General features: G+C 70.2%; 25 protein-coding genes and 2 pseudogenes. 10 read left to right on the forward strand and 17 right to left on the reverse strand.

Annotated elements, in window-relative coordinates; genetic code table 11:
* The first annotated feature begins 154 nt into the window (after positions 1–154).
* Positions 155–1582: an aldehyde dehydrogenase family protein gene (locus AB0H43_RS24310; RefSeq protein WP_360002636.1), complete on the forward strand. Its 1428-nt coding sequence runs from the start codon at positions 155–157 to the stop codon at positions 1580–1582.
* Positions 1579–2646 carry an alcohol dehydrogenase catalytic domain-containing protein gene (locus tag AB0H43_RS24315; protein WP_360002638.1) on the forward strand — a complete coding sequence of 356 codons (1068 nt, stop codon included), beginning with the start codon at positions 1579–1581 and terminating at the stop codon, positions 2644–2646. The genes AB0H43_RS24310 and AB0H43_RS24315 overlap by 4 nt, the downstream gene beginning before the upstream one ends.
* A gap of 12 nt (positions 2647–2658) precedes the next feature.
* Here the strand turns inward: AB0H43_RS24315 and AB0H43_RS24320 are convergent, their stop codons facing one another.
* From AB0H43_RS24320 to AB0H43_RS24355, 8 genes are all read right to left on the reverse strand, one after another.
* The gene (locus AB0H43_RS24320; protein ID WP_360002640.1) at positions 2659–3279 is read right to left on the reverse strand and encodes a TetR/AcrR family transcriptional regulator; all 621 of its coding nucleotides are present in this window, start codon (positions 3277–3279) and stop codon (positions 2659–2661) included.
* A 114-nt stretch (positions 3280–3393) separates the two neighbouring features.
* Positions 3394–4677: an ABC transporter substrate-binding protein gene (locus AB0H43_RS24325; RefSeq protein ID WP_360002642.1), complete on the reverse strand. Its 1284-nt coding sequence runs from the start codon at positions 4675–4677 to the stop codon at positions 3394–3396.
* 45 nt (positions 4678–4722) lie between these two features.
* Positions 4723–5724 (reverse strand): branched-chain amino acid ABC transporter permease, encoded by a 1002-nt coding sequence (locus AB0H43_RS24330; RefSeq protein WP_360002644.1) that lies wholly within the window; start codon positions 5722–5724, stop codon positions 4723–4725.
* Positions 5721–6599: a branched-chain amino acid ABC transporter permease gene (locus tag AB0H43_RS24335; protein ID WP_360002646.1), complete on the reverse strand. Its 879-nt coding sequence runs from the start codon at positions 6597–6599 to the stop codon at positions 5721–5723. The genes AB0H43_RS24330 and AB0H43_RS24335 overlap by 4 nt, the downstream gene beginning before the upstream one ends.
* Before the next feature lies 1 nt (position 6600).
* The gene (locus AB0H43_RS24340) at positions 6601–7314 is read right to left on the reverse strand and encodes an ABC transporter ATP-binding protein (RefSeq protein WP_360002648.1); all 714 of its coding nucleotides are present in this window, start codon (positions 7312–7314) and stop codon (positions 6601–6603) included.
* The gene (locus tag AB0H43_RS24345) at positions 7311–8105 is read right to left on the reverse strand and encodes an ABC transporter ATP-binding protein (protein ID WP_360003142.1); all 795 of its coding nucleotides are present in this window, start codon (positions 8103–8105) and stop codon (positions 7311–7313) included. The genes AB0H43_RS24340 and AB0H43_RS24345 overlap by 4 nt, the downstream gene beginning before the upstream one ends.
* Positions 8106–8202: 97 nt before the next feature.
* The gene (locus AB0H43_RS24350) at positions 8203–9276 is read right to left on the reverse strand and encodes an acyl-CoA dehydrogenase family protein (protein WP_360002650.1); all 1074 of its coding nucleotides are present in this window, start codon (positions 9274–9276) and stop codon (positions 8203–8205) included.
* On the reverse strand, positions 9273–10463 hold the full coding sequence (locus tag AB0H43_RS24355) for an acyl-CoA dehydrogenase family protein (protein WP_360002652.1): 1191 nt from the start codon (positions 10461–10463) through the stop codon (positions 9273–9275). The genes AB0H43_RS24350 and AB0H43_RS24355 overlap by 4 nt, the downstream gene beginning before the upstream one ends.
* Before the next feature lie 156 nt (positions 10464–10619).
* Here AB0H43_RS24355 and AB0H43_RS24360 point away from each other — a divergent pair, with 156 nt between their 5' ends.
* Positions 10620–11930: a GAF domain-containing protein gene (locus AB0H43_RS24360; RefSeq protein WP_360002654.1), complete on the forward strand. Its 1311-nt coding sequence runs from the start codon at positions 10620–10622 to the stop codon at positions 11928–11930.
* Positions 11931–12248: 318 nt separating this feature from the next.
* On the opposite strand, the gene AB0H43_RS24365 is transcribed toward AB0H43_RS24360, so the two are convergent.
* From AB0H43_RS24365 to AB0H43_RS24385, 5 genes are all read right to left on the reverse strand, one after another.
* The gene (locus tag AB0H43_RS24365) at positions 12249–12425 is read right to left on the reverse strand and encodes a DUF4236 domain-containing protein (protein WP_253761406.1); all 177 of its coding nucleotides are present in this window, start codon (positions 12423–12425) and stop codon (positions 12249–12251) included.
* A gap of 46 nt (positions 12426–12471) precedes the next feature.
* A complete protein-coding gene (locus AB0H43_RS24370) occupies positions 12472–12807 on the reverse strand; it encodes a tetratricopeptide repeat protein (RefSeq protein WP_360002657.1) in 336 nt (111 codons plus the stop codon).
* Between the two features lie 220 nt (positions 12808–13027).
* On the reverse strand, positions 13028–13270 hold the full coding sequence (locus tag AB0H43_RS24375) for a hypothetical protein (RefSeq protein WP_360002659.1): 243 nt from the start codon (positions 13268–13270) through the stop codon (positions 13028–13030).
* Positions 13271–13305: 35 nt separating this feature from the next.
* Complete coding sequence (locus AB0H43_RS24380) at positions 13306–13782, reverse strand: DUF4383 domain-containing protein (protein ID WP_360002661.1); 477 nt, start codon at positions 13780–13782, stop codon at positions 13306–13308.
* Positions 13783–13832: 50 nt separating this feature from the next.
* Complete coding sequence (locus tag AB0H43_RS24385; RefSeq protein ID WP_360002663.1) at positions 13833–14066, reverse strand: hypothetical protein; 234 nt, start codon at positions 14064–14066, stop codon at positions 13833–13835.
* Between AB0H43_RS24385 and AB0H43_RS24390 the strand changes: the two are divergent.
* Positions 14065–14436 (forward strand): annotated as a pseudogene (locus AB0H43_RS24390) (helical backbone metal receptor); the annotation flags it as partial. The gene AB0H43_RS24385 and the pseudogene AB0H43_RS24390 overlap by 2 nt on opposite strands.
* A 471-nt stretch (positions 14437–14907) precedes the next feature.
* On the opposite strand, the pseudogene AB0H43_RS24395 reads toward AB0H43_RS24390, so the two are convergent.
* Positions 14908–15447 (reverse strand): annotated as a pseudogene (locus tag AB0H43_RS24395) (GNAT family protein); the annotation flags it as partial.
* A 56-nt stretch (positions 15448–15503) separates the two neighbouring features.
* Between AB0H43_RS24395 and AB0H43_RS24400 the strand changes: the two are divergent.
* Positions 15504–16112, forward strand: a complete 609-nt coding sequence (locus AB0H43_RS24400; protein WP_360002665.1) for a TetR/AcrR family transcriptional regulator — start codon at positions 15504–15506, stop codon at positions 16110–16112.
* On the opposite strand, the gene AB0H43_RS24405 is transcribed toward AB0H43_RS24400, so the two are convergent.
* Positions 16094–17110: a helix-turn-helix transcriptional regulator gene (locus AB0H43_RS24405; RefSeq protein ID WP_360002667.1), complete on the reverse strand. Its 1017-nt coding sequence runs from the start codon at positions 17108–17110 to the stop codon at positions 16094–16096. The genes AB0H43_RS24400 and AB0H43_RS24405 overlap by 19 nt on opposite strands.
* 76 nt (positions 17111–17186) lie before the next feature.
* On the opposite strand from AB0H43_RS24405, the gene AB0H43_RS24410 reads away from it, so the two are divergent.
* Both AB0H43_RS24410 and AB0H43_RS24415 read left to right on the forward strand, forming a co-directional pair.
* Complete coding sequence (locus tag AB0H43_RS24410) at positions 17187–17483, forward strand: hypothetical protein (RefSeq protein WP_360002669.1); 297 nt, start codon at positions 17187–17189, stop codon at positions 17481–17483.
* A gap of 9 nt (positions 17484–17492) precedes the next feature.
* Entirely contained in the window at positions 17493–17963 is a 471-nt protein-coding gene (locus AB0H43_RS24415) for a YbaK/EbsC family protein (RefSeq protein WP_360002671.1), read from the forward strand.
* Positions 17964–17983: 20 nt separating this feature from the next.
* On the opposite strand, the gene AB0H43_RS24420 is transcribed toward AB0H43_RS24415, so the two are convergent.
* Complete coding sequence (locus AB0H43_RS24420; RefSeq protein WP_360003144.1) at positions 17984–22222, reverse strand: discoidin domain-containing protein; 4239 nt, start codon at positions 22220–22222, stop codon at positions 17984–17986.
* 311 nt (positions 22223–22533) lie between these two features.
* On the opposite strand from AB0H43_RS24420, the gene AB0H43_RS24425 reads away from it, so the two are divergent.
* The 3 genes from AB0H43_RS24425 (at position 22534) to AB0H43_RS24435 (ending at position 26625) form a co-directional block, all read left to right on the forward strand.
* Entirely contained in the window at positions 22534–25458 is a 2925-nt protein-coding gene (locus AB0H43_RS24425) for a YbhB/YbcL family Raf kinase inhibitor-like protein (protein WP_360002673.1), read from the forward strand.
* A 161-nt stretch (positions 25459–25619) separates the two neighbouring features.
* On the forward strand, positions 25620–26048 hold the full coding sequence (locus AB0H43_RS24430; RefSeq protein ID WP_360002675.1) for an OsmC family protein: 429 nt from the start codon (positions 25620–25622) through the stop codon (positions 26046–26048).
* A gap of 94 nt (positions 26049–26142) precedes the next feature.
* On the forward strand, positions 26143–26625 hold the full coding sequence (locus tag AB0H43_RS24435; protein WP_360002677.1) for a VOC family protein: 483 nt from the start codon (positions 26143–26145) through the stop codon (positions 26623–26625).
* Here the strand turns inward: AB0H43_RS24435 and AB0H43_RS24440 are convergent.
* The coding region (locus AB0H43_RS24440) for a glycoside hydrolase family 9 protein (protein ID WP_360003145.1) at positions 26607–26782 on the reverse strand (176 nt) is incomplete at its 5' end. The genes AB0H43_RS24435 and AB0H43_RS24440 overlap by 19 nt on opposite strands.

The following is a 26782-nucleotide window of genomic DNA, read 5'->3' on the forward strand; positions in this document are numbered from 1 at the left end:
ATTGCGTCAGCCATGCTGTTTCAACGGGCATTTCGCCGCGCGATGCAGCATGGCTGACGCGATGATCACCCCAAGCGAGCACCCAAGGCGGGGGTTGCCGCACGGAAACCGCGCCGCTACGGTAAAACTTCCACTGATAGTTAAGAGGGACGACATGGCGCGCGCGGACTTCACTCCGGCCGATCGCGGTGAGCTGTACATCGGCGGGCAGTGGCGACCCGCTCGGGGCGGCGGGAGCATCGCCGTCGAGGACCCGTTCACCGAACAGGTCGTCGCGCACGTCCCCGCCGGTACGCCGGCCGACGTGGACGAAGCGGTGGCGGCGGCGAAGAGCGCGTTCGAGCCGTGGGCCGCGCTGGCGCCGAGCGCACGAGCCGAGCACTTGAGCCGCCTGCACCAGAGCCTGGCGAACCGAAGCGACGAGATCGCCACGACGGTCACCGGTGAGCTGGGTACGCCGATCAAGGTGTCCCACCGAGTGCAGACCGGCCTGCCGCTGACCGTCCTCGACGGCTACATCCGTCTCGCGAAGGAGACTGCCCAGGAGGGGGAGATCGGCAACTCCCTCATCCTGCGCGAACCGATCGGCGTCGTCGGTGCGATCACGCCGTGGAACTATCCGCTGCACCAGGTCATGGCCAAGGTGGCGGCCGCCCTCGCCGCCGGGTGCACCGTCGTGCTCAAACCCAGTGAGCTGACGCCGCTGGTGGCGTACCTGCTGTTCGACGCCGTGCACGAGGCGGGGTTGCCGCCTGGCGTGGTGAACCTCGTCCCGGGCACCGGGCCGGAGGTGGGCCAGGCGATCGCCGGTCACTCCGATGTGGACATGGTGTCGTTCACCGGCTCGACCGCGACCGGCCGCCGGATCAGTCACCTCGCGGCCGACCGGATCGCCAAGGTATCCCTGGAACTGGGCGGCAAGTCCGCCAACGTGATCCTCGACGACGCCGACCTCGCCCGGGCGGTGAAGACCGGCGTGGGCAACGCTTTCCTCAACGCCGGTCAGACCTGCACGGCGTGGACCCGGATGCTCGTCCCGGCCGCTCAGTACGAGCAGGCCTGTGAGCTGGCCGTGCAGGCGGCGAAGGCGTACGCCATGGGCGATCCGTTCGACGAGACGACCCGGCTCGGCCCGCTGGTCAGCGCCACGCAACGGGATCGGGTCCACGGCTTCGTCCAGCGGGGCCGAGCCGAGGGGGCGACGCTGCTGACCCCGGACGACGTTCCCGATCGGGGTTACTTCGTCGCGCCGACGGTGCTGGCCGACGTCGATCCGAAGTCGACGGTGGCGCAGGAGGAGATCTTCGGCCCGGTGCTCGCCGTGATCCCGTTCGGCGACGACGACGAGGCGGTCGCGATCGCCAACGACTCGCGCTACGGCCTGGCCGGTGCGGTGTGGTCGGGTGATCCGGATCGGGCGCTGGCGGTCGCGAAGCGGCTGCGGACGGGCGCGGTCGACGTCAACGGCGGCGCGTTCAATCCGCTGGCCCCGTTCGGCGGCTACAAGCAATCGGGGCTCGGGCGCGAACTGGGCGTCTTCGGGCTGGAGGAGTTCCAGCAGGTCAAGGCGGTACAGCGATGACCCGGGCCGTCGTCTTCCGCGAGCAGGTCGGGCTGGAGGAGATCACCCTCCCCGAGGTCGGCCCCGGGCTGGCCCGGGTCCGCGTCACCGCGGCCGGCGTCTGCCACACCGACCTCTCGATGATCAACGGCACGCTCTCGCCGACCTTCCCGCTGGTGCTCGGGCACGAGGCGGCCGGGGTGGTCGAGGAGGTCGGCCCCGGGGTCACCCGCGCCCGGCCCGGCGATCACGTCGTGCTCAACTGGTCCCCCGCCTGCCGCACCTGCTGGTACTGCACCCACGGCGAGCCGTGGATCTGCGAGACCTCCGGCATCCCGTCCTTCCCCCGCGGCCTCGGCGGCGACGGCACGCCGCTCAACCTCACGCTCGGTCTGGGGTCCCTCGCCGAGAAGGTGGTGGTACGCGAAGAGGCGCTGATCGGGGTTCCGGCAGGAGTGCCGGCGGAGCAGGCGGCGTTGCTGGGCTGCGCCGCGCTGACGGGCGTCGGCGCGGTCCAGAACACGGCCGGAGTGCGTACCGGCGATTCGGTGGTGGTGCTGGGGCTGGGCGGCGTCGGGTTGTCCGTCGTCCTCGCCGCGCGGGCGGCGGGCGCCGATCCGGTGATCGCCGTCGACCTGACCGAGGCCAAGCGGTCGCTCGCCTTGGCTGCCGGGGCCACCGATTTCCTGCTGAGCGACGACGCCCTGATCAAGGCGGTCCGCGTACGCACCGGCGGCCGGGGCGCCGACCACGCCTTCGAGTGCGTCGGCCGGTCCGCGAGCATCACGGCGGCTTGGAAGAGCACTCGCCGGGGCGGCCGGGTGACCGTGGTCGGAATCGGCAAGCGGGACGACGTCGTGGGTCTGTCCGCATTGGACATATTCCACTCGGCCCGGACCTTGCGGTCTTCGGTCTACGGCTCCGCCGATCCCGATCGGGATCTGCCCGGCCTAGCCGAGGCGGTGCTGTCCGGGGCGCTCGACCTCACCCCGCTCATCAGTCATCGGATCGCCCTCGACGACGTCCCCACCGCGCTCGACCGCCTGGGCCGCGGCGAGGGCGCCCGCTCGGTCGTCCTCTTCTGACCCCGGGGTGGGCTAGCGGAGGCTGCTGGTGATCGCCGCGGCGAGCAGGGCCGACACCGTCCGGGTCAGGACGCCCCGGGCGGCGCTGAGACCGAGGCCCAGCTCGTCGCGCAGCATCGACCAGGAGGCCCAGGTGCTCGCCACGACGAGGGCCTGGAGGAGCTGCCCGCCGGCGGACCCGGCCAGGGCCAGCTCGGTCGCGAAGACCTCCTCGATCTCGGCCTGGACCACCGCGATGGCCTTGACCCGGTTCTGCTTCAGCTGAGCGGAGAACGGCTCCCGTAACGCGGCCGCCCGGGCGCACGGGGCGAGCATCTCCAGCATCCGCGCCCGCTGTTCGCAGTAGAGGTCGATGCGCCGCGGCAGCGGCAGCCCGGCGTCGATGGGGCGATGCGCTGCCGCCTGCAGTTCGGCGAGCTTCTCCCCGGAGGCGGCGAACAACGCCTCCATGTCCTTGAAGTTGGTCCACAGCGCCCGCAGCGAGATCCCGGCCCGTTCGGCGATGCGTTCCCCGGTCGGGCGTAGGTCGCCCTCGCCGATCAAGGCCATGTGCGCGTCCACGATGGCGGCCCGGGTCCGCTCGGCCCGCAGCGTCCGGCCGTCGACCCGGCCGGTGGTCCCCACGCCGATCACCCTCACATCCTAGATCGGGTCCAGCCCGGCCCGTGATCGTTGCGCCAGCCATGCTGTTGAAGCGGGCATTTCGCCGCGCGAAACAGCATGGCTGGCGCGATGATCACGTAAGGCTCAGGCGGTGGGGATGCCGGAAGAGGGCGGTGTGGCCTGGGTTCCCGCGTACTCCTTGACCGGGCCGTCGGCCTCGTCGGTTTCATAGGTGGGGCCGAAGAACTGCTGCACTCCCCCGGACACCTTCACCATGCGCTCACCGCCGTAGCCGGAGTGGTCGCCCTTGGCGTACCGGAGCGGGGCGAGGCCGGGGCCCTGGTAGCCGCCCTTCTCGACGGCGGCGATCAGCCCGTCCCGGGTGAGGTCCTTGCCGGCGGCCAGGAGCACCTGCACGAACAGGTACGCCACGGACATGCCGTAGATGACGTTGCCGTCGAACTCGGCCCCGCCGTTGTAGTCCTTGTTGACCTTCTGGAAGAGCTGGATCCACGGGTCGTTCGCGTCGAACATCAGCGGCAGGTAGTTCGCCCCGAGCAGTCCCTCGGTCAGGCCCTTGGCGTCGCCGAGCAGCTTGGCCAGGGTCGGCAGGTCGCCGCCGACGTTGGAGACGACGAACTGCGGCTTGTAGGACAGCCGGGCGGCGGTGCCGAGGGCGAGCGCGGTGAAGCCCGGCACGGTCGCGAGGATGATCACCTGGCAGCCCGCCGTCTTGAACGCGCCGATCTGCGGCGCGACGTTCGTGTTGGTGACGACGTAGGTCTGCTTGGCGGTGACGCCGTCCTTGCCGAGCACCTTCTCGACGCCGGCCAGGCTGTCGGTCCCGAAGTCGTCGCTCTGGCCGAGGAAGCAGGTCTTCTGCCCGGCGAAGTTGGTCTTCACGTAGTTCGCGAGGATCTTGCCCTCGACGGTGTAGTCCGGGTTGAAGCCGAACGTGCCGGGATACTTGTCCGGCTGGTCCCAGCTACGGCTGCCGGACGCCACGAACAGGTCCGGCACCCGGTTGGTCTTGAGGAAGTCGAGCACACCCGAATGGGTCGGCGTACCGAGCCCGTTGAGGACGGCGAACACCTTGTCCTGCAGCACGAGCTGCCGCACGACCTGCTGGGTGTTGGCCGGGTTGTAGCCGTCGTCCATCACCTTGTAGGTGATCTTCCGGCCGTTCACCCCGCCGTTGGCGTTGACGAAGTCGAAGTACGCCTTACTCGCCGGCGCGATCTTCGAATAGCCCGCCGACGCCGGTCCGGTGAGCGGCATGTGCGTACCGATGACGATCTCGGCGTCGGTCACACCGGGAACGGCCTCCTTGCCCCCACCGCCGTTGTCGTCGGAGCTGCAGGCGACCGTGGCGGCGAACAGCGTGACGCATGCGGCGAGAGCGAGACCGCGCTGTGCTATGCGATGCATGAGGCACCGACCTTTCATCTTCGAAGGGGACTTTCGAGGGACGGCTTACGGCACCAGCCGGCGTACGACGCCCTGAACCCCGCCGGGCGCGGCGATCATGACGACGATCAAGGTCAGGCCGAACACGGCCAGCGGAAGGTTGCCCTCCAGCCGCTGCGCGGCGGCCGGGCTCAGAGTGAGGCTCTCGACGATCGTGTGGGTGAGATCGGGCAGCACGACGAGCAGCAGCGCGCCCCAGACCGCACCGGCCAGCCGGCCGAGGCCGCCGACCACCACCGCCATGAGCAGGAACAGCGACAAGGTCAGCGAGTACGCCCCGGGCGACACGCTCTGGGTGAGGACCGCCATCAGCCCACCGCCGAGACCGGCGCAGCCCGCGCTCACCACGAAGGCGAGGACCTGCGTACGCGCGACGTCGATCCCGGCCAGCCGGGCAGCCACCTCGTCGTCCCGGACTGCGCGCAGCGACCGCCCGAACCTGCTGCGGACCAGGTTCGCCAGCAGCAGCATGACCAGCAGCGCGCCGGCCAGCGCCAGCCAGGCCTGCCAGCGTTCCAGCGGGAAGTCGTAGCCGAGTCCGGCGGGCGGCGGTTCGAGATAGACGCTCAAGCCCTGATCGCTGTGGAAGACCCCGGCCCAGACGGTGCTCACGGCGGGCAGCGCGACGGCGACGGCCAGCGTCACGCCGGCGAGGTAGGGCCCGCGCAGCCGGGCGGCGGCCAGCCCCACGATCAGGCCGCCGACGAGGGAGGCCAGCACGCCCAGCGCCAACGACAGCATCAGGACGCCGTTGCCGGTGATCCCGGCGTCGGCGAACCGGTTCTGGCTCAGCGCGACGGCGTACGCCCCGACGGCCATCACCGCACCGTGCCCCAGCGACAACTGTCCACTGAGTCCGACCAGGACGGTCAGCCCGGCGGTGGCGCACAGGTACGCCGCCGCCGTGGCGAGCTGGTAGTTGCGGAACGGCGGCAACGCGTATGTGACCGCCAGCAGGGCGGCCGCCGCGATCGCCGTCCACATCAGATGACGGACCAGGGTGCTCATACGGCCCTCGTTCGGACGCCGGCGAACAGGCCGCCGGGACGGATCAGGAGCACGGCCAGCAGCAGCGCGAGCGTCGCGAGCGGAGTGACGTCGCTGCCCAGGTAGCCGGCGGCGTAGGAGAGGACGAGCCCGACGGAAAGGCCGCCGACGACCGCGCCGATCGGGCTGTCCAGGCCGCCCACGACCGCGGCCGTGAACGACGAGACGAAGACGAGGTCCATGGTGTTCGGGTGCAGGCCCAGTTCGGTCGGGACGACGAGCATCCCGGCGAGCGCGCCGACGGCGGCGGCCAGCGCCCAGCCGAAGGTGAGCAGCCCGGCGACGTTGACGCCGAGCAGGCGCGACACCTCCGGGGCGAACGCGGCCGAGCGCATCCGCAGGCCCGTCGAGGTCCGGGTGAACAGCAGCGCCAGGAGCACGACGAGGGTTAGCACCGCGCCGAGGACGAACAGGTCGTACCGCGAGAGCAGGGCGACTCCGCCGACGGTGATCCCGGTCCGGCTGAACGGGGTCTCGACCGGCCGGAACTCGTTGCCGTAGATCGCTCCGAGGATCGCCTGCAGCAGCAGGACCAACCCGAGTGCGACGATCACCGAGTTCAGCGGGGAGGTATGCGGGACGAACCGCATGACCACCCGCTCGATTCCCGCCCCGAGGACGAGTCCGGCGGCGAGCGCGGCGGCGAAGCCCAGCCAGTAGGACCCGGTCGCCTGCGTCACGCTGTACGCGGCGTACACGGTGGCGACGGCCATCGCGCCCTGGGCGAAGTTGACGATCCGGGCGGCTCGCCAAATCAGCACCACCGCCAGCGCGAACGCCGCGTAGACCGCGCCCTTGGCGAGGCCGTCGACGGTCAGGAACAGAAAACGATCCATGTCAGAACCCCAAGTACGCGTGCCGCAGCCCGGCGTCGTCGCGCAGCTGAGCGGCGTCGGCCGCGGCGACGACCCGGCCGAGGGACAGGACGACGCCCTGGTCGGCGACGGACAACGCGCTGCGCACGTTCTGCTCGACGAGGAGCACGGCCAGCCCGGTCTCGTCGCACAGCCGCCGGAGCAGCGCCATGATCTGGGCGGTGATGCGGGGCGCCAGGCCGAGCGAGGGCTCGTCGAGCAGCAGCAGCCGGGGGCGGGCGACCAGGGCCCGGCCGAGGGCCAGCATCTGCCGTTCGCCGCCGGACAACTGGTGACCGGCGTGCCTGCGGCGGGCTGCCAACGCCGGGAACAACTCGTAGACCTCGTCCTGGGCCACCCGGGCGTCGCGGCGGTCGGCCCGCCAGACCCCGCCGAGCCGCAGGTTCTCCTCGACGGTCAGCTCGGCCACGACTCCGCGGCCCTCCGGCACGTGCGCCAGCCCGAGGCGTACCACCCGTTCCACGGGCACCCCGGTCAACGAACGGCCGTCGAACCGGATCTCGCCGGCGGCCGGGCGCAGCAGTCCCGACAGTGTCCGCAGCAGGGTCGTCTTCCCCGCGCCGTTCGCGCCGAGCACCGTCACGATCGTGGCGGCCGGGACGGTCAGGTCGACCCCGTGGAGCACCGGCGCGGCGCCGTAGCCGACGACGAGACCCTCCACCTGCAGCAGCGTCATGCCGTCCTGCCTTCCAAGGTCGGGCCCAGGTACGCCTCCGCCACAGCCGGGTCGTCGCGGACCGTCTCGGGTGGGCCCACGGCGATGAGCCGGCCGAAGTCGAGGACGGCGACCTCGTCGCACACCGACATCACGAAGTCCATGTGGTGCTCGACGAGCATCACCGAGCGGCCGCCGCCGTCCCGGCCTGGCAACGTCACCACCAGGTCGGCCAGTTCGGCGATGTCCTCCGCGCCGAGGCCGCCGGCCGGCTCGTCGAGCAGCAGCAGACGGGGGTGGGCCGCGAGCGCCCGCGCGAGCGCGACCTTCTTGCGGACGGGGTAGGGCAGGGCGGCCGGCTCCGCCCCGGCCTGCTCGGCGATGCCGAACTGCGTCAGCAGCTCCATGGCCTCGTCGCGCAGCCGCCGTTCGTCCCGGTCGCTGCGCGGCAGGCCCAGCAGCGCGCTGGTGAGACCCGAGCGGGCAGTATGCGTCGCGCCCGCCATCACGTTCTCCACGACGGACAGCCCGGCGAACAGGCCGACCCCCTGCAGCGTGCGCCCGATGCCCAGCGCGGCCAGCCGATGCGGACGCGGCCGCAGCGTACGCCCGCCGAACCGCAGGTCACCCCGAGTGGGCCGGACGAAGCCGCAGATCACGTTGAACAACGTGGTCTTGCCCGCCCCGTTCGGCCCGATCACGCCGACGACCTTGCCCGGCGGCACGGTCAGCCGGACGTCCTCCAGTGCGGTCAGCCCGCCGAACTGGACGGTGACGCCGTCGAGCGTGAGGCCACGCGGGTCCTCGTCCATCGTCACCGTCCCTTCACGGGGTCACCGGGTTACCGGCAAGTATTTACACTCGGAGTGTACGTTTCTCGGCCGCCACGTCAATAGGCTCCGGAAGCGGTCAGGCGGGCGGAAGATCGACCAACTCGGCCAGGCGTGCCCGGTGCACGTCGGCCGGCCCGTACGCCACCGCCGCCGACCGGGCGCGCTTGAGGTAGAGGTGGGCCGGGTGTTCCCAGGTCATGCCGATCCCGCCGTGCAGCTGTACGCACGCCTCCGCCGCCTCGACCGCGACTCCCGAGCAGTGCGCCTGAGCCAGCGCGGCGGCAACCTCCACATCCGACTGTTCCGCCAGGGCCGACGCGGCGTACCGGGCGACCGCCCGCGCCTGCGTCACCGCGACCCACACGTCGGCCAGCCGGTGCTTGACCGCCTGGAAGGAACCGATCGGGCGGCCGAACTGGTAGCGGCCGCGGGCGTGCTCGACCGTCGTGTCCAGGCACCACTCCGCCACGCCGACCTGTTCACTGGCCAGCAGGGCCGCCCCGGCGAGCACCGCGGCCCGGACCGCCGCCTCGGCGTCGGCGCCTTCGGCTACCAGCCGTCCCGGGGTGCCGTCGAAACTCAGGTCGCACAGCCGGCGGGTCTCGTCGAGCGACGTGCGCTGCTCTCGGCGTACCCCTGCGCTGTCGACGGCGAACAGACCGCGACCCGCCGGGACCAGCAGGACCTCCGCGGTGATCGCGTCGGCCACGGCCGGGACCGAGCCGGTGAGCCGGTCCCCCGCCGCCGCGACCGTGGGCGACCAGGCGTGGGCGGGCGCGGTCGCGAACGGCACCGCGAGCGCGACGGGGCGCTCCCCCGCGGCGAGACCGGCGAGGAGGTCCGGCTCGCCGCAGGAGAGCAGCGCCGTGCCCGCAACCACGGCGCAGCCCAGATAGGGCACGGGGGCGACCGCCCGGCCCAGTTCCTCGAGGACCACAGCGGCCTCGCGCGGACCCGCGCCCGCGCCGCCCAGCTCCTCCGGGACGAGGAGCCCGGCCAGGCCCATGCCTCCGGCGAGCCGCCGCCAGAGATCGACGTCCACCGGCTCGTCGCGGTCGACACGCGCAGCCGGATCGCAGTGCTGCCGCAACATCGCCCGCAGCTCGCCGCGCAGGTCACTTTCCACTTCGGAGTACAGCAGGCCGGTCATCGGGGCAGCTCCCGCCAGGCGACGGCGAGGTCGGCGCGGGGTTCGGCGGGTAGCCCGAGCACGCGCTCGCCGATGATCGTGCGAAGGATCTCCGAGGTGCCGCCCTCGATCGACGAGCCGCGAGCGCGCAGATACCGATGGGTGGCCGTGCGTAGAGGGAACTCCGGCTGCGGTCCGCGGTCCATCCGCCACTCGTCGTGGCGCAGCGCGCCCTCCGCGAGCAACTCCAGCTCCAGGCCCGTGGTCTCCTGCAGCAGGCTCGCAAAGGCGAGCTTGACCGCCGAGCCCTCCGGCCCCGGCTCGCCCGCCGCGAGCTGCTGCCGCAGGCGCAGTCCGGTCAACCGCACGGCCTCCGCCCGGACCCAGGCGCGCAGGATGCCGTCGTGCAGGCCCGGACGCCGCAGGTCCGGCCGGTCCCGCCAGGTCCGCGCGAGGGTGCCGATCGCACCGCCCTCGCGGGGCAGCGCGTCGCCGCCGATGCTCACCCGCTCGTTCATCAGAGTGGTACGCGCGACGACCCAGCCGTCGCCGACCTCGCCGAGCCTCGCCGTGTCCGGAAGCCGTACGCCGTCGAGGAACACCTCGTTGAACTCCGCCTCCCCGGTGAGCTGGCGCAGCGGCCGGACGGTCACCCCGGGCGCCCGCATGTCGCAGATGAAGAAGGTGAGGCCCTGATGCTTGGGCACGCCGGGATCGGTCCGCGCGAGCAGGATGCCCCAGCGCGCGTAGTGGGCCTGAGAGGTCCACACCTTCTGCCCGGTGATCACCCAGTCGCCGGAGTCCTTACGCGCGGCGCAGGCGAGCCCGGCGAGGTCGGATCCCGCACCGGGTTCGCTGAAAAGTTGGCACCAGACCTCCTCCCCCGTCCAGAGCGGCCGAAGGTACCGCCGCCGTTGCTCGTCGGTGCCGTGCTTGAGCAGCGTCGGGGCGGCCATGCCGAGGCCGACGGCGATCCGGCGGGGCTCGTTGCCCGGCGTGCCGGCGGCGGCGAACGCCTCGTCCGCGACCGGCTGCAACGCCCGGGACGCCCCGAGTCCGCCCAGCCCAGCCGGGTAGTGCAGCCAGGCGAGACCGGCGTCGAACCGGGCACGCAGGAACGCCGTCCGCTCCGTGGGCAGGTCCCCCCGGGCGAGGAAGGCCTTGACCAGCGCACGCGCCTCGTCCGCTGTCGTCGGGGGTGAACCCATCGCGACTCCCGCTCACTAGATGCATTGGGAGTGCAAATATATCCTCCATCGGTCGCCCGGTCGAGGCGTCACCCAGTCGGCCATGTCGAGGTTGGATGTTGCACGAGTGGAACTGCGGTGTCAGTCTCAGTTCCATCAGCTCTCTGTGGCGGTGAGATGCACAGTCCGTACCTGGCGGAGCCGGGGACCGAGCACAAGCAACGGGCGGGCGAGATAGCCCGCGCGCACGAGGCGTTTCTGTCCGGAGCCACCCCGGACCAGCTCGACGTGCGGCCCGTCGTCGCCCAGTCCTGGCAACGATCGCAACGGGCACAGGTCGATCCCGACCGGCCGCCGCCGATCGTGCTGGCCGACGACGACCTGGCCGCGTACCGGGACGATCATCTGCTGGCCTCGGTGCTGCCGGTGCTACGCGAACTCGTCGGCCGGGTCGCCGAGGCCGACCGTCACCTGATGTCCATCTCCGACGCCCAGGGCCGGCTGCTCTGGGTGGACGGGCACAAGACCGTCCGCGACACCGGCGAACGCATCCACTTCGTCGAGGGCGCGATCTGGGACGAGCGGTTCGCCGGGACGAACGCGCCCGGCACGGCGCTGGCACTGGACGAGGCGGTGCAGATCTTCGCGACCGAGCACTACAGCGTGCCGGTGCACCCGTGGACCTGCGCCGCCGCCCCGATCCACGATCCGGCCACCGGCGACATCCTCGGCATCATCGACGTCACCGGCGGCGACGTCGTCTCCCATCCGCACAGCCTGGCCCTCGTGAAGGCGGCGGCCCGGGCGGCCGAGGCCGAGCTGTCGTGGCGGCGCGGCCCGGAGAACGGCCTGTGGCTGCCCGACCAACGCACGACCGCCCGGCTGTCGGCGCTGAACCGGTCCGAGGGCCTCCTGCTCGTCAACGGGCGACGCGTACGCCTCAGCCGCCGGCACACCGAGATCCTCGTCCTGCTGCGGGAGAACCCGGAGGGGATGACCGGCGATCAGCTGGCCGACGCGCTCTACGAGGACTTCGCCAACCTGACCACGGTCCGAGTGGAGATCAACCGGCTCCGGCGGGCCGTCGGCGACCTCGTCCAGTCGCGGCCCTATCGCCTCGCCGAAGACCTGGACGCCGACTACGCCGACGTGCGGGACGCGCTGGGCCGAGGTGAGGCGGCCGCCGCCGTGGCCGCGTACGCCGGACCGCTGCTGCCCACTTCGGAGGCGCGCGGCGTCGCCGAACTCCGCGACCTGCTCGACGCCCGGGTCCGGTGTGCGGTGCTGTCCAGTGACGACCCCGCGATCCTGGAGGCCTGGGCGACCAAACACGGCGCCGACGATCTGGAGATCTGGGAACGGCTGGCCGCTTCCCGGCGCGCTGACCTGGCGCAGCAGGCGCTCGCCAAGACCCAGGTACGCCGTCTCCGCGCCGAGTACGGGCTCGCTCCGAACGGTGCAACCTTCCTGCAACGTTCCCGTCGCTAACCTGCGTCAACGGTGGACTCCGCTGGGCTGCCCAGCACCTGGTGGAGCCCTCGGCCCGGGTCGACGGATCGGCGAGTCCGTCCCCGGCCGCGGATGCCGGTCGCACACCGCATCCGGCTGGCCGCCGGCGTCGCGCAGTACGGGACTGGCTTCTCCCCGTGCCGCTGCGGCGGGGTGCGGTCCCACCCGCCCTTGCCTGCCCTGCGGATGAGGCAGGCGAGGGCCCGGCAGGTCCGCGGGCGCTCGGCCGGGGGCCGCGCGGACCAAGCTCGCCGGGTGAGGGCAACGCACCGCCCCACCCGGCGAGCGCCCAGCTCGCTAGTTCGAGCGCTTCTGCTTCCAGGACAACGGTCCGGGCAGGTCGACTCGGTGCGACCGGGTCTTGGAGTTCCAGGACCAGCGGCCGATCTTCAACCCCCAGGACGAGAACCCGTGCTGGGTGAAGTGGAACCGCAGCGGTCCGAGCTTGGTCATCTTGCGGAAGAGGAAAGGCATGCCGATGCGTTGCCCTTCGCTCCTCAGTGGTCAAACATCGGGCAGCTCAGGCCCCCTCGCCCATCATGATCGCGGCCATCCGCAGATGCGGGACGGCTTCGGCGTGCCGACCGGACCGCTGCAGTGTCCGGCCCAGCATGAGATGGGCGTACGCCTCCGTCGGCTCCCGCTCGATGATCACGCGCAGGTGCTCCTCGGCCCGGCGCAGCTGAGCGGTGTGGTAGTAGGTCCGGGCCAGCAGCAGCCGGGACGCCTGGTGCGCCGGTTCCGCCGTCACCACCTCGACCAGCAGGTCCTCCGCCGTACGGTAGTCCTGCGCGTCGAAGAACACCTGGGCCTTCCGATACCGCTCCGCCAGATCCAGCTCCGGCCACAAGGTCACTTTTGCTCCTTCCCTCGTCGCTACGAACGCCTTCGGAAGGGCCGGACATTCCCGCCCAGCTCTTGTCGGCCGTACCCGCGGGGGCTGCGCAAAGCAGGTTATCCCGGATAGCGCTGCTTCGGAGGGCGTCGATAACCGCGTTATCCCGGATAACGCGCAACGCGCAACGCGCATAGCGAGCGGGGCGGAGCGGAGCGGGGCGTCAGCGCGGAGCGGGGCGTCAGCGCGGAGCGCGCCGCCAGGCGCGGATCCCGAGCACGCCGACGATCGTGCCGATGATCAGGGAAGCCGCGATGAGCAGTGCGTGCACCCACAGGAAGCCCGTGGGCGAGCCGTCGCCGACGACACCCGTCGACCAGGCGCGGGGGTCCTTCCAGATGGCAAGGCCGAACCTGGGCCAGATGACCCAGGTCCAGACGCCGACGGCGATCAGGAACGCCGACCAACCTCGTGTGATGACCACGAGCAGCGAGTATGCCACCGCCGCCGGTCGGATTATCAGGACGTGTGCCGCCCGGTGACGCCCCTCCGGGGCATCAGGGCCAGCCCGATCGCGATCATGGCGATGCCGAGGCCGAAGTGCAGCCAGTTGTCCGCCGTGTTGAAGGGTACGAAGTTCGCGTCGGCGCCCATGTCGACGACCAGCCCGTAGATCCACAGCACCAGGTAGATCGCCCCGCCGCCGATCAGGAAGACGCGAGCGCCGCCGAGCGTACGCGCCATCGCCAGCCCGGCCACGCCGAACAGCAGGTGGACGATGTTGTGCAGCACCGAGACCTGGAAGATGCCGAGGAGTTCCGCACCGGAGTCGTGCCCGGCGAAGGTCATGTCCCCGTAGTTGGTCGTGATGCCCGGGATGAAGCCGAGCACCCCGACCAGCAGAAAGACCGCCCCGAAGAGGCCGGCCGCGGTCTGCAGCGCATTGTCCCAGTGCAGGACTCCGCCGTGATGCTGGTGATGGGTGACGGTAACCATGTTCGCCCTCCCTCGTGGGCTCGGCGCCCAGGGCGAGTGCCGCCCAGGGCTTACTGCGGCAGATCGGCGGTCAGGTGCCCGGCGAAGATCTCCGCCTCGGCATCGGTGACCTCCATGCCGAGCGCCTGGATGAGGGCGACCTGAGTGCAGATGACGTGATCATGATCGGCCAGCTCGGCGGCGGGCAGGACGGCGGGCTGGCCGTCGATCAGCGCCAGCACCGGGTCCTCGTCCCCCGACTGGGCGAGCGCTCGCACGTCGTCTGCGGTGATCGTGATCTGCATGAGGCGCGGGTACCCCGGCGCAAAAGGGGTGAAACACTGTCCCGACCTCGTCCTCGCCAACGTCGAGGAGAACCGGGCGGAGGACGTCGAGGCGCCCACCGCGGCCGGCGTACCGGTCTGGGTGACCTATCCGCGCGACCTCGACGCCGCCTTCGCCTCCCTGTCCCGCCGGCCGGCCACGCTGCGCGCGGACCGGCCGGCGTGGCTGGCGGACGCCGAGGTCGCGTGGACCGCGCCACCCCCGCAGCGGAGCACCCGTGCGGTGATTCCGGTGTGGCGCAAGCCCTGGGTGGTCCTCGGCAGCGGCACGTTCGCCGGGGACCTGTTGCGACGGTTGGGGATCGTCACCGCGTTCGGCGACGATCCGGAGCGCTGTCCGCGCCCGGCCCGAGTCAGACCGAAGCCCGCGAAGTCCTGCTCACGGCGTTGGCGGCCGCTCGTCGTCCCAGCTGACCGAGGTCAGCCGCCAGCCGTCCGGCGTACGCAGGAACTGCATGCTCTTGTTCCCGCCGCCGGTGAACGGCTCACCGCGCAGCACACCCTGCTTGCGGTAGCCGCCGAGCCGGTGGGCGACGTCGCCGAAGAACGTCGTCCGCTCCCAGGTCTCCCATTCGGAGAAGTCCGTGAGGTCGCCCGAGGTGAGCAGGGCCTGGCGCGGGGCGGCGAACGCGTCCAGGTCGTAGAGCGCGGCTTTCGGGCCGCCGTTGGAGATCACGCCATTCGGGACGAACAGGTCGTGGATCCGGCTCACGTCCGGCACCGCGCCCTCCGTGTTCGTGAACAACGCGAAGAACTTCGCCGTCAGCGCGTCCACCGCCGCCTTGTCCTCGTCGGCCACGGCCCGATGGGCGCGCCACTCCGCGGCGAGCACCGACCACACCTCCATGTCCCCCCGTTCACCGGAGGCCGAGGGGAACGCCGACCGCATGGTCCCGTCGAGGCTCATGCCCAGCCGCTTCGCGACGGCGATGCTGGGCGCGTTGCGCGCGTTGGTGTGCCACTCGACGCGCTCGATGCCGCGGTCGAGGATCACCCAGTCGAGCAGCACCGTCGCGGCCCGGGTGATCAGCCCCCGGCCGACGGCGGACGGCTCCAGCCAGCACCCGGCCTCGCTGACGCCGGACTTCAGGTCGAACGATACGAGCAGCACGCCGCCGACCAGCCGCCCGTCGAGCCAGATGCCCCAGATCCCGCCTGCGTCCTTGGCGTACTTGTCCGCGTATCGCTGCAGCACCAGGCCGGCCTCGTCGTTGGCGAACCCGGCGCCCACCCAGGGGCTGATGTGCTCGTAGGCACGCTCCCGGTGCTCGGCGAACTCGGCCGCGTGCCAGGGCTGCAACGGGCGGAGTTCGGCGTCGGCGGTGAGGGGATGGGCGAACATGCGGCCTCCAGCGGGCTGAAGTACATAACAAACGTTCGGTACGTACACTAGCGTACATGCCTCCCGCCCGAGCCGATCATGACGCCCGCCGCGAAGACGTCTCCGCCGCCGTCTGGCAGGTCCTGGCCGAACACGGCTTCCCGGGCCTCACCCTCCGCGCGGTGGCGGGGGCACTCGGGGCGTCGACCGGGCTCGTCACCCACTACTTCGCGGGCAAGCGCGAGCTGGTCGCCCACGCGCTCGACATCCTGGAGATACGCACAGCGCAGCGCACCCGGCTGAAGGCTCCCGCGCCGGGGCTGCCCGCTCTGCGTACGCACATCCTGAACATCCTGCCGTTGACCCCGGACGGGCTGGCGATGAACCGGATCTGGGTGTCCTCGTGGGACGTGGCGCTGGCCGATCCGGACCTGTTCGCCGCCCAGACCCGGCGCTACGAACGCATCCGGGCGGCGTTCCGGGAGTCCGTGGTGGAGGCGCAGCGACGCGGCGAACTTCCGGACGGCGATCCCGACGAGGTGTCCACGACCGCGTTGTCCTTCACGCACGGGCTGGTCGTGCAGGTGCTGTTCGATCCGGACCGGTTCCCGCCCGAGCGTCAGACCCGGTTGGCCGACGACTTCCTCGCCCGGCTACGGGTTCCGGCTCACGAGCCTAGTGCGTGAGACAACAGGCTGGGCCGTGTTCGCAGGCCGGTCTTGGCGAAGATCGACTTCAGGTGATCCTGGACGGTGTGCTCGGACAGGAACAGCAGCTGGGCGACTTCGCGGGTGTCCGCGCCTGCCGCCAAGCGGCGCAGCAGCTCCGCCTCCCGGGCGCTCAACCCGAAGGCCCGGCTGAACAGATCGAGCCGCTCGGCGGGGCTCGACCGCTCGATGCTGACGGCGATGTCGTCGCCGAGCCGGTCCGCCCGCAACGTCAGCCACTCGCCCTCGCTCAGGTGCACGCGAGCGTACGGCGGATGGGTGTCGACCTCGGCCTCGTTGGCGAGGAGCTGAGCCGCCACGTTGTAGGCGCCGGCCGGAATCACCGCGCGGCCGGGCGACGGCGGCACCAGCGTACGGAGAAGCGCGGAGGTCTGCGGCGTCTGCCCGAGCAGGTCCAACTCGGCCGACAGCATGAGGACGATCGGACCGGTACGCTCGGCGACCGGCGGTCGTTGCCGGAAGGTCTCGGCCAGCCCGGACCGCATCGCGGTCGTCATCGGCCCGGCCAGCCGGGCGAGGAACCCCGCTTCGGCGGCGGTGAAGGCCTTGCCCGTACGCCAGAGGTCCAGGAAGCCCCAGCAGCCGTACCGGTCGCGGAACACGACCGAGGCCACGTCGGCGATCCCGAACGGGGCCATCCACTCACGCCACACCAGACTCCGGGCCGGATCCCCGCCCTGTCGTAGCAGGCCGACCGGCGTGGTCAGCGCCGTCCACCGGTTCACCGGGGTGAGGTACTTCAGCCGGATCAGCCGCGGCAGGTCGGGCACGCTCGGGATCTCGGCCATCGGGGCGGCGCCGACCGCCGACCGCGGATCGGTCATCAGGAAGGCGTAGAACTCGAACCCGACGCTCCGGCGAAGCTCCTCGACGAGGTCGCGGCGCAGCTCCGCGAGGTCACCGCCGGCGGCGCAACGGCGCTCGATCCGGCCCACCGCCTCGGTCGGGACGGGCATGCTCCGAGCGTACGCACCGGAAAACCCCAGAATGCTGGGATGCCGCCGCACCACGCCGCGGACCGACGATGAGCGCATGGCTACCTTGCACATCGAACACGCGATCACGGAGTACGCCGTCTGGAAGGCGGCGTTCGACCGGTTCGCGCCGGCCCGCACTCAGGCGGGCGTCCGTCAGCACCGCGTCTACCAGCCCGTCGGCGACCCGCGAGCGGTCGCGATCGACCTGGACTTCGCCTCGGCCGACCAGGCGGCCGCGTTCCTGGCCTTCCTCAGGCGGCAGGTCTGGGGCACCGGCGACGCGCCGGCCCTCGTGGGTACGCCCCAAGCGACGATCCTCGAGCTGGTCGAGGAGAGTGGAGCCGGCGGCTAGGCTCACTCCATGACCAATCCTGCGCTGGACGCGCTGGCCGCGGCCGAGGTGGAGCACCGGGTGATCCAGCACGGACCTGTCCGGAGTTTGGAGGAGGCGGCCGCCGCGCGCGGCGTGGAGATCCCGGACGTCGTCAAGACGATCGTGGTCCGCCGGGGCGACGACGACTTCCTGTTCGCCCTGGTCCCCGGCGATCGGGTGATCTCCTGGCCGAAGCTGCGGGCGCTGCTCGGGGTCAGCCGGCTGTCCATGCCGGACGCGGCGACCGCCAAGGAGGCGACCGGGTATGAGCGCGGGACGATCACCCCGTTCGGCTCGGCCAAGCCCTGGCCGGTGATCGCCGACGAGCGGCTGCGCGGCCGGACGGTCACCCTCGGCGCGGGCGAGCACGGGATCGCGGTGGCGGTCGACGCCGACGCGGCGGTCGAGGCGCTCGACGCGGCGTACGCCGACATCACCGACCCGGAGGCCGCCCACTAGGAGCGGCCTCCGGGCTCACCTCAGTTGATCGTGAGGGTGAACGTCGTCGTCGTGTTCTTGATGTTCTGGTAGTTGTTGCTGAACGTAAGGTTGGTGAAGGTGGCCGACCCGACCGCCGGACCCTGGCCGGACTCCGGCATCTCGTTCACCCAGATCCCGAAACCCGACTTGGCGTCGAAGGCGTCACCGCTGCGCTGCGCGCCGCTGATCGAGACGTTGGTGAACGTGGTGTCCGTGATCGGCTGCGCCTCCGGGTACTTCGACTGGAACATGATCCCCGAGTAGGTCGGGTCCACGATGTCGATGTCGCTGAACCGGATGCCCCGGAACTGCTTCGACGCCGCGAAGCACCAGATCGCCCCGAAGGTCTGGGCGCCCCAGAAGTGCCCGCCCGCGCGTACCAGGCTGATGCTCTGGAACTGGGTGGGCGGCGACGAGCCGAAGCCGACGAACGGATAGCCGAAGTCGAGTGAGCTGACCGTGATGCCGGAGTACGTCAGCATGTCCGCGATGTAGAGGTTGCGGAAGATGTTGTCGTATCCGCCGTAGACGGCCAGGCCGGCCGCACGCCAGGTCAGCGTCGCCGAGAGGTTCTCGAAGACGTTGCCGTGGTTGCCCACGCTGCCGCCGCCGTCGATCGCCGAGAACAGCGCGAACGCGTCGTCCCCGTTGGATCGGCCCTCGCTGTTGCTCACCGACAGCCCGGTGCTGTCGCTCGTGAAGTTGACCCCATCGGCGAACGTGTCGCGGATGCGCGCGTTCTTGATGGTGATGTGGTCGTTGTGGACACCCCAGTACATGCAGACGGTGTGCTCCACCCAGACGTCGTCGATGGTCAGGTTGGAGACGTCCTTCAGCTCACCCCACACCTTGCCGGGACCGTCGATCCGCGACGTGTAGTTCCCGAAGAAGGCGAGGTGCTTGAAGGACGAACCGTTGGCCGTGCTCTGCACCGCGAAGCCGGCGTCGGTGTTCTCCTGGCCCTGCGGGGTCTGGAAGCGGGTGTACCAGACCCCCGCGCCGACGACCTGGACGGCCTTGCCGTAGATCTGGAACTTCTGCGCGGTGTCGTAGGTGCCCGCCGGGAGGTAGACCCCGACGAGGGTGCCCGTCGTGTCCATGCGTACGCGGTCCAAGGCGCTCTGCACGTCTTGGTGGGTGAAGCCGTTGGGCACGGCGTACTTGGCGGGGTCGGGGTTCGCCAACGCGCTGACCTGCTCGAGGTTCACGAAGTCGATCGTGTAGGTCAGCGGGTTGCCCGAGTCCTTCTGCAGCCGGATCGTGTGCCCGGCCGGCACGGTCGAGTCCAGCATGACGTTGGCCTCGTCGTAGATGTGCCGCGGGCTGCCCGCGCCCGGCGAGTTGCCCGGACCGGACTCCGCGCCGTAGAGCCAGGCGTAGCGCGAGGTCAGCGGGATCGACTTGTGGAACACCCCGTCGACGTAGACGCTCAGCGACGACGTCTGCCCGCCGCCCCCCGAGGAGTCCGGCATCGAGAACCGGGTCACCAAGGTGTTCGTCGGATTCTTGGTGGTCCACTGCACGTAGGAGCCGGTGCTCCCGAGGGTCACGGCCTTCCGTCCGGACGCCTCGCCGGCGAGGTCGCCGATGGTCCGGTTCGGGCCGATCACCGTCGCACCCCCACCGGTCGAGCCGTCTTCGGCCTCGTACATGTCGTAGGGCAGGTTCGCCCCCCGGCCGACGAAGAAGGACGTCGTGCTGGTGTTGTTGCCCTGCTTGACCGCCAGCTCGTTGGCGTCCACCGCGATCGTGGTGGTCACGGTGTACTTCCCGTTGGCCGCCGTCCACGTCCCGAGGCTGACCGGGCTCGTGGTGGCCCCGGCCGCGATCGTGCCCGAGTACGCCCCGGTCTTGGTCGTGATCGTCGCGCCGCCCGCATCCTTGACGGTCAGCGTGATGCCGTGCGAGCCGCTCGCCGAGGCGACGCTGCCCTGGTTCTTGACCGACACCGAGAAGGTCACGGTGTTGCCCGCCGACGGGTTGCCCGGCGACCAGGACACCGCCCCCGGCAGCAGGTCCGACGTCGCGACCGGGGCCACGACCAGATTCGTCGACGAGGTGTACGCGTTGTTGGCGTCGTTCAGCTCGACGACCGTGTTCGCCTCGTCCACCTTGGCGGAGACGGCGTACGTGCCGGCGTCCTTGGCGCCGATGTTCGCGGTGACGGTGGCCGTCCCGTTGACCGCCAGGGCGCCGACGTTCGCCGTGCCCACCTTGGTGGTGCCGAGGTAGAAGTTCACGTTCGACGCCGGGGAGGCCGCCGTGCCGATGTTCTTCACCGTCGCGGACAAGGTGACCGCGTCGGTCTCGATCGGCGACGCCGGGCTCCACGAGACGCCGGTGACGGTGAGGTCGGGGTTCGGCGCCGGGGCGCCGATCACCTGGAACTCGGCCACCTGCGCGTTGGGGGCGCCCGTGTTCGCGGTGAACTTCAGCTGCACGTCGGCGACGGTCGCGGAGACCGGGATCGTCACCGTGTTCGCCCCCGACGACGGGTTGAAGGTGTAACTCGCCGAGGCCTTGAGCGTGCTGAAGCCGCTCGCGTTCTGCTCACGGCCGAGCACCTCGAAGGTCTGCGTACGGGTGGACCAGGCCGAGTCCGGGTTCAGCTTCACGACGATGGAGCTGACCGAGGCGTTCGCGCCGAGCTGGACGGTCAACGTGCTCGGGTACGCCCCACCGGCCCCTTCCCAGTAGGTGGTGACGTCGTTGTCGTTCGCGTTGGCGGCGACGAACGTGAACACCGTGCTGGAGGCGCTGATCGGCTTGCCCGCCGCGAGGTTGGACCCGGTGCCCGTGCCGGTGCGGGTCACCGAGTTGCTCTCCGGCGACTGGTTGCCCGCCGCGTCCTTGGCCTTGACGAAGTAGGTCACGGTCGCCGTGTCAGGCTGGTTGTCGGTGTAGGTCAGCGTGGTGCCGCCGACACTCGTCGCCAGCGATCCGTTCCGGTAGACGTCGTACCCGGTCACCCCGACGTTGTCGGTCGACGCCGACCAGGTCAGCTTGATCTGGCCCGAGGCCGGCTGGGTGTACGCGAGATTCGTCGGCGCGCTCGGCGGCGTCGTGTCCCCGCTCTGCCCCGTACGCGTGACGGTGTTGCTGTTGCCGGACTGGTTGCCGGCGGCGTCCCGCGCGCGGACGAAGTAGCTGACGGTGGCACTGGCCGGCTGAGTGTCCGTGTAGGTGAGCGTGGTCCCGCTGACGCTGGTCAGCAGCGTGCCGTTCAAGAACACGTCGTACGCCGTGACCCCGACGTTGTCCGTCGACGCCGACCAGGTCAGCTTGATCTGCCCGGTCGCCGGTTCGGTGTACGCCAAGCTCGACGGAGCGGTCGGCGCCTGGGTGTCCCCGGTGGACGGACCGTAGACCTCGAACTCCGAGATCTGCGCCGCCGGCCACACGGTGTTCGCCGTGACCACCAGACGCAGGTAGCGGGCGGTCGTGGCGTTGAAGGAGATCGTCACCGTGTTGCCGCTCGGGGTGAAGGCGTACCCGGTCGCGGCGACGAGGCTGCTCAGGCTTCCGGACACGGTGCCGGACTGCACCTCGATCGTCTGCGTACGCGCCTCCCAGGAGGTGGGCAGCTTCAGCACGATCTTGTTGACGCTCACCGCCGACCCGAGGTCCACCTGCAGCCACTGCGGGAAGGCGCTGTTCGCGCTCTCCCAGTACGTCGACTGGTTGCCGTCGTTGGCGTTGGCCGCCACGTAGGTCTGATTGTGGCCGCTCTCCGTCATCGTCTTGCCCGCGGCCAGGTTCGACGAGCTGGACGCGACGCCGTAGACCTCCAGCTCGGACAGCTGACCGGCGGACCAGCCGGTGTTGGCGGTGATGTTCGCCCGGACGTATCGGGTGGACGTCGCGCCGAAGTTGATCGTCACCGTGTTGCCCGACGCCGGATCGAACGAGTACCCGGCGGACGCGACGATCGTGCTGAACGACGAGCCGTCGGTGCTCCCCTGCACCGACAGCGTCTGTGTACGCGCCCCCCACCCCGTCGGGAGCTTCAGCTTGATCTGGTCGACGCTGGTCGCGGTGCCCAGGTCGATCTGCCCCCACTGGGGGAACGCGTTGTTCGCGCTTTCCCAGTAGGTCGACTGGTTGCCGTCGTTCAGATTGGACGCCACATAGGTCTGATTCGTGCTGCTGGCCGAGGCGGACTTGCCCAACGCCAGGTTGGGACCGCCCGCCGCCGCGGCCGGTGCCGCCGGCCCGGCCCAGGACAGTGCGACGGCCACCGCCGTCAGCGCCGCCAGGCGCGCTCTCAGGGGACTCTTCCTCACTGGGGAACCTCTCCGTGATGGGGGTGGGAGCGCAGCAGCCTCCCGAGGAGGACGCTGCTGAAGTTGCGGAGATGAGCGAGAAATTGAACATTGCAATGCAAGAATCTTGCACTGTATGAGTCCGAACGTTACAGACGTGCTACCGACGCGTCAACGGGTCGCGCCCGCCTTTGTCGTCACCTATTGACATGCCTGACATCCATGCGTTCTGATCCAGGGGCATAAAAGTTAGTAAGTTTGCCTATCTAATGGAGGGAGTGGAGGGCATGCGCGAAAAAGCGCGGCGCGTGTGCAGCACCCTGGCCGCCGGGATACTCGGGGCCGCCGCACTGGCGGTGGCGGTGATCCCGGCGGGGACGGCCGCTGCGGCTCCGGCCCGGTTCGAGGCGGAGAACGCCCCCGCCGTCTGCGACGGCACGATCGACTCGAACTGGACCGGATTCTCCGGAACGGGGTTCTGCAACACCGCGAACGCGGTCGGCGGCTCGGCTACGTGGACGGTCAGTTCGCCGACCGCGGGCACGGCCACCCTGAGCATCCGGTACGCCAACGGCACCACCACCGACCGTCCGGCGAACGTCCTCGTCAACGGCGCGACGGCGGCGACCAACGTGTCGTTCGCGGGCACCGGCGCCTGGACGACCTGGGTCACCAAGACCGTCAGCGTCTCCGTCGTCGCGGGCGACAACACGATCAAGCTGGCGGCGACCACGGCCAACGGCGACGCCAACCTCGACTACCTGGAGTTCGAGGCGCCGCCCACCTTCACCGACTACCAGGCCGAGGCCGCCGTCATCACGTTGGGCGTCGTCGAGGCCAACCACACTGGCTACACCGGCACCGGCTTCGTCAACGGCGACAACGTGGTCGGCTCCGCTGTGGAGTGGACGGTCGGCGTACCGTCAGCCGGGGTCTATCCCGTGACGCTGCGGTACTCCAACGGGACCACCGTGGACCGCCCGATGGACGTCAGCGTCAACGGTACCGTGGCCGCCCCCGGCATCAGCTTCCCGAGCACGACGAACTGGGACACCTGGGCCGACCGTACGGTCAGCCTGAGCTTGACCGCCGGCACCAACAAGATCAAGGCCGCCGCCACGACGGTCAACGGCGGACCCAACCTCGACCGCCTCCGGGTGACCGCACCCGCCGACACGCAGCCGCCGACCGCGCCGGCGAATCTGCGTGTCGTCGGAGAGGTACGTCCGTATGGCGTGGACCTGGCCTGGGACGCGTCGACCGACAACGTGGGCGTCGCGCAGTACAAGGTCTACAACGGCGGGAACGTCGTCCAGGTGGTCGGCGGCAACATCACGACCGCCACGCTCGCCCTGACCCCCAACACGACCTACGTCATCACGGTGCTCGCCTACGACGCGGTCGGCAACGCCTCCCAGGCGAGCAACAACGTGCCGATCACCACGCCGCCCAGCGACGACACCACTCCCCCGAGCCAGCCCAGCGGTGTGCGTACCACTAATGTCGCCGCGACCAGCGTGAGCCTGGCCTGGACCGCGTCGACCGACAACATCGGCGTCGCGGGTTATCACGTCTTCAAAGACGGCGTGCAGTTCGCGACGGTGCCGGACCTGACGGCGACCGCCGATTCCCTGACCCCGAGCACGACGTACGTGTTCTCGGTCGAGGCTTTCGACGCGAACGGCAACGTGTCGACGCGGAGTGCGGGACTGTCGGTGACGACCACCGCGGGTGGCACCGGAGGCACGGGCGGTGACCCGGTCTTCGACCGCAACGTGACCACGGCGATGGACCTGCCGTGGGGCATCGGATTCCTGCCCGACGGCAATGCGCTGGTCGCCGAACGCGACCGGTTCGAGATCGTGCTGGTGACGCCGGCCGGACAGCGGACGGTCGTCGGCAAGATCACCGAGGCGGTCACGACGACCGGTGAAGGCGGCCTGCTGGGACTGGCCATCTCCCCGACCTTCGCCACCGACCACTACGTCTACGTCATGCACACCGCGTCGTCGGACAACCGCGTCGTGCGGTTCAAGTACGAGAACGGTACGATCGGCGCCCGGGAACCGCTGGTGACCGGCATCGCGAAGAACCGCTTCCACAACGGCGGCCGGATCAAGTTCGGGCCGGACGGCTACCTCTACATCACCACCGGCGACGCCCAGGACGGGACCAAGGCGCAGAACCTCAGCTCGCTGAACGGCAAGATCCTGCGCGTGACCACGACCGGAGCGGCCGCGCCGGGCAACCCGTTCGGCACCCGGGTCTACAGCTACGGCCACCGCAACCCCCAGGGCCTGGCGTGGGACTCGGCCGGACGGCTCTGGGAGTCGGAGTTCGGTGACAGCACGTGGGACGAGCTGAACCTGATCCAGGCGGGCGGCAACTACGGCTGGCCCACCTGCGAAGGCACGTGCAGCACCAGCGGCATGATCAATCCCGTACGCACCTGGGACGTCGCCTCGGCGTCACCCAGCGGCATCGAGATCGTCAACGACTGGATCTACATGGCGGCCGTCCGAGGTGGACGACTCTGGGTCATGCACATCACCGGGTCCACGACGGACACGCCGCGGGCGTTCTTCAACGGCACCTGGGGCCGGCTGCGTACCGTCGTCAAGACACCCGACGGCGGGCTGTGGCTGACGTCCACGAACAACGACAAGGACGGCGGTACGCCGAGCACCCTCGACAACGTCATCGTGCGACTGAAATTCGCGACTCCGCCATTCACGCTGACCAGCACGGCCTTCGCGAACAACGGCTCCATCCCGACGAAGTACACCTGCCAGCAGGACGGCGTCTCCGGCAACGACATCTCCCCGCCGATGTCCTGGGGACCGGGCACGACCGCCGCCAAGAGCTACGCGATCGTCCTCATCGACACCGCCAACAGCAACAAACACTGGGTGATCTGGGACATCCCGGCGACGCGTACCTTCCTGCCCGAAGGCCTCGGGCTGGGCTTCACCGTCCCGGGGATCTCCGGTGCCAAACAGAAGGCGATGAGCACCGGAGACAAAGCCCTCCAATACTTCGGCCCGTGTCCGGGCGGCACCAGCCACCTCTACGAGTTCCGCCTGTACGCCCTGAACGTGACGACGCTGCCCGGAGTGGACTCGTCCTCCTCAGTGGCGACCGTCGAGACGGCGATCCTCGCCAACGACCTCGCCACCACCAAACTCGCCGGAAACTCGGCGGCGCACACCTGATCCCCTTCCCCTCTGATCATTGCGTCAGCCATGCTGTTTCAACCGGCAAAATGTCCGTTGTTACAGCATGGCTGGCGCAATGATCTTCGCTGACAGCGGCCAAGGTCCGGGAATGCGCCACGAGCCGGTAGCGGCCGCCCGGGTGAAGTAGCGTCGAGATCGTGGCAGACGAGACCTTCCGCTCGATCGAGATCGAGCGCACCAGCGTGGGCAAGTACACCGCTCGCAACGTCCGAGGCGGCGAGATCAGCTTCGGCCACGGCGGCGACGACCCCAACTTCACCCCAGTCGAGCTGCTGCTCACCGCCATCGCCGGCTGCACGGCGATCGACGTCGACCTCGTCGTCAGCCGCCGCGGCGAGCCCGTCGAATTCCGCGTACGCGGAACCGGAGACAAGATCCGCGACGAGACCGGCGGCAACCGCATGACCAACCTCGCCGTCGAGTTCACGGTGCGCTTCCCCGACGGCCCCGAAGGCGACGCCGCCCGGGAAATGCTCCCGCGCCTGGTCAAGATGTCCCACGACCGGCTCTGCACGGTCTCGCGCACCGTCGAACTGGGCTCTGAAGTCACCACGACGATCTCCTGACAAATTTTTCGCCGGGTTGTCGTATCCCCCCGCATTCGTTCGACGCATGGGTGTAAAGCGCACTTCACCGCGTAACTCGCTTGAGGAGAAGACGATGACGCAGAAGATCACTCCGATGCTCTGGTTCGACAACGAGGCCGAGGAGGCGGCCGAGTTCTACGTCGGCCTGTTCCCGGACGCCCGCATCCTGGAGGTCTCCCGGTACGGCGAAGGCATGCCCAAGCCGGCGGGCACCGCACTGGTGGTCAACTTCGAGATCGCCGGGCAGCGCTACCAGGCGCTCAACGGCGGCCCCGACTTCAAGTTCACCGAAGCCGTCTCGTTCGTCGTCGACTGCGCCGACCAGAAGGAAGTCGACTACTACTGGGACGCCATGACCGCCGACGGCGGCGAGGAAAGCCAGTGCGGCTGGCTCAAAGACAAGTACGGCGTCTCCTGGCAGATCATTCCGCAGCAGCTCAGCAGCCTCATCGGCGGTGCCGACCCGGCGGCGGCACAGCGTGCGACCCAGGCGATGTTCGGCATGCGGAAGCTGGACATCCAGGGGCTGCAGGACGCCTACGACGGCAAGCCCTGAGCCTCGTTCGGTACGCAGTGGCGCCCGGCTCCGCCGGTGTGGTGACGCGAGGCGGTGACGTCGGCGAGGTAGGCGGCCGCACCGGTGGTCAGGTACAGCTCCGCCGCCGCCCAGTAGAACTTGTCGCTGACGTCGTTGTCGCTGTAGGAGCCACCAC

Origin of the sequence: Hamadaea sp. NPDC050747, from assembly GCF_040654195.1 — a bacterium.
Classification (GTDB): Bacteria; Actinomycetota; Actinomycetes; order Mycobacteriales; family Micromonosporaceae; genus Hamadaea.

What these genes read in the sequence shown, in the direction of transcription:
- AB0H43_RS24380 (WP_360002661.1), bottom strand. Translation starts at nt 13,782, where the DNA reads ATGGTTACCGTCACCCATCACCAGCATCACGGCGGAGTCCTGCACTGG.
- AB0H43_RS24435 (WP_360002677.1), top strand. Translation starts at nt 26,143, where the DNA reads ATGACGCAGAAGATCACTCCGATGCTCTGGTTCGACAACGAGGCCGAG.
- AB0H43_RS24405 (WP_360002667.1), bottom strand. Translation starts at nt 17,110, where the DNA reads ATGCCCGTCCCGACCGAGGCGGTGGGCCGGATCGAGCGCCGTTGCGCC.
- AB0H43_RS24365 (WP_253761406.1), bottom strand. Translation starts at nt 12,425, where the DNA reads ATGCCTTTCCTCTTCCGCAAGATGACCAAGCTCGGACCGCTGCGGTTC.
- AB0H43_RS24315 (WP_360002638.1), top strand. Translation starts at nt 1,579, where the DNA reads ATGACCCGGGCCGTCGTCTTCCGCGAGCAGGTCGGGCTGGAGGAGATC.
- AB0H43_RS24350 (WP_360002650.1), bottom strand. Translation starts at nt 9,276, where the DNA reads ATGACCGGCCTGCTGTACTCCGAAGTGGAAAGTGACCTGCGCGGCGAG.
- AB0H43_RS24360 (WP_360002654.1), top strand. Translation starts at nt 10,620, where the DNA reads ATGCACAGTCCGTACCTGGCGGAGCCGGGGACCGAGCACAAGCAACGG.
- AB0H43_RS24425 (WP_360002673.1), top strand. Translation starts at nt 22,534, where the DNA reads ATGCGCGAAAAAGCGCGGCGCGTGTGCAGCACCCTGGCCGCCGGGATA.
- AB0H43_RS24410 (WP_360002669.1), top strand. Translation starts at nt 17,187, where the DNA reads ATGGCTACCTTGCACATCGAACACGCGATCACGGAGTACGCCGTCTGG.
- AB0H43_RS24345 (WP_360003142.1), bottom strand. Translation starts at nt 8,105, where the DNA reads ATGGACGAGGACCCGCGTGGCCTCACGCTCGACGGCGTCACCGTCCAG.
- AB0H43_RS24310 (WP_360002636.1), top strand. Translation starts at nt 155, where the DNA reads ATGGCGCGCGCGGACTTCACTCCGGCCGATCGCGGTGAGCTGTACATC.
- AB0H43_RS24385 (WP_360002663.1), bottom strand. Translation starts at nt 14,066, where the DNA reads ATGCAGATCACGATCACCGCAGACGACGTGCGAGCGCTCGCCCAGTCG.
- AB0H43_RS24335 (WP_360002646.1), bottom strand. Translation starts at nt 6,599, where the DNA reads ATGGATCGTTTTCTGTTCCTGACCGTCGACGGCCTCGCCAAGGGCGCG.
- AB0H43_RS24400 (WP_360002665.1), top strand. Translation starts at nt 15,504, where the DNA reads ATGCCTCCCGCCCGAGCCGATCATGACGCCCGCCGCGAAGACGTCTCC.
- AB0H43_RS24355 (WP_360002652.1), bottom strand. Translation starts at nt 10,463, where the DNA reads ATGGGTTCACCCCCGACGACAGCGGACGAGGCGCGTGCGCTGGTCAAG.
- AB0H43_RS24340 (WP_360002648.1), bottom strand. Translation starts at nt 7,314, where the DNA reads ATGACGCTGCTGCAGGTGGAGGGTCTCGTCGTCGGCTACGGCGCCGCG.
- AB0H43_RS24415 (WP_360002671.1), top strand. Translation starts at nt 17,493, where the DNA reads ATGACCAATCCTGCGCTGGACGCGCTGGCCGCGGCCGAGGTGGAGCAC.
- AB0H43_RS24325 (WP_360002642.1), bottom strand. Translation starts at nt 4,677, where the DNA reads ATGCATCGCATAGCACAGCGCGGTCTCGCTCTCGCCGCATGCGTCACG.
- AB0H43_RS24330 (WP_360002644.1), bottom strand. Translation starts at nt 5,724, where the DNA reads ATGAGCACCCTGGTCCGTCATCTGATGTGGACGGCGATCGCGGCGGCC.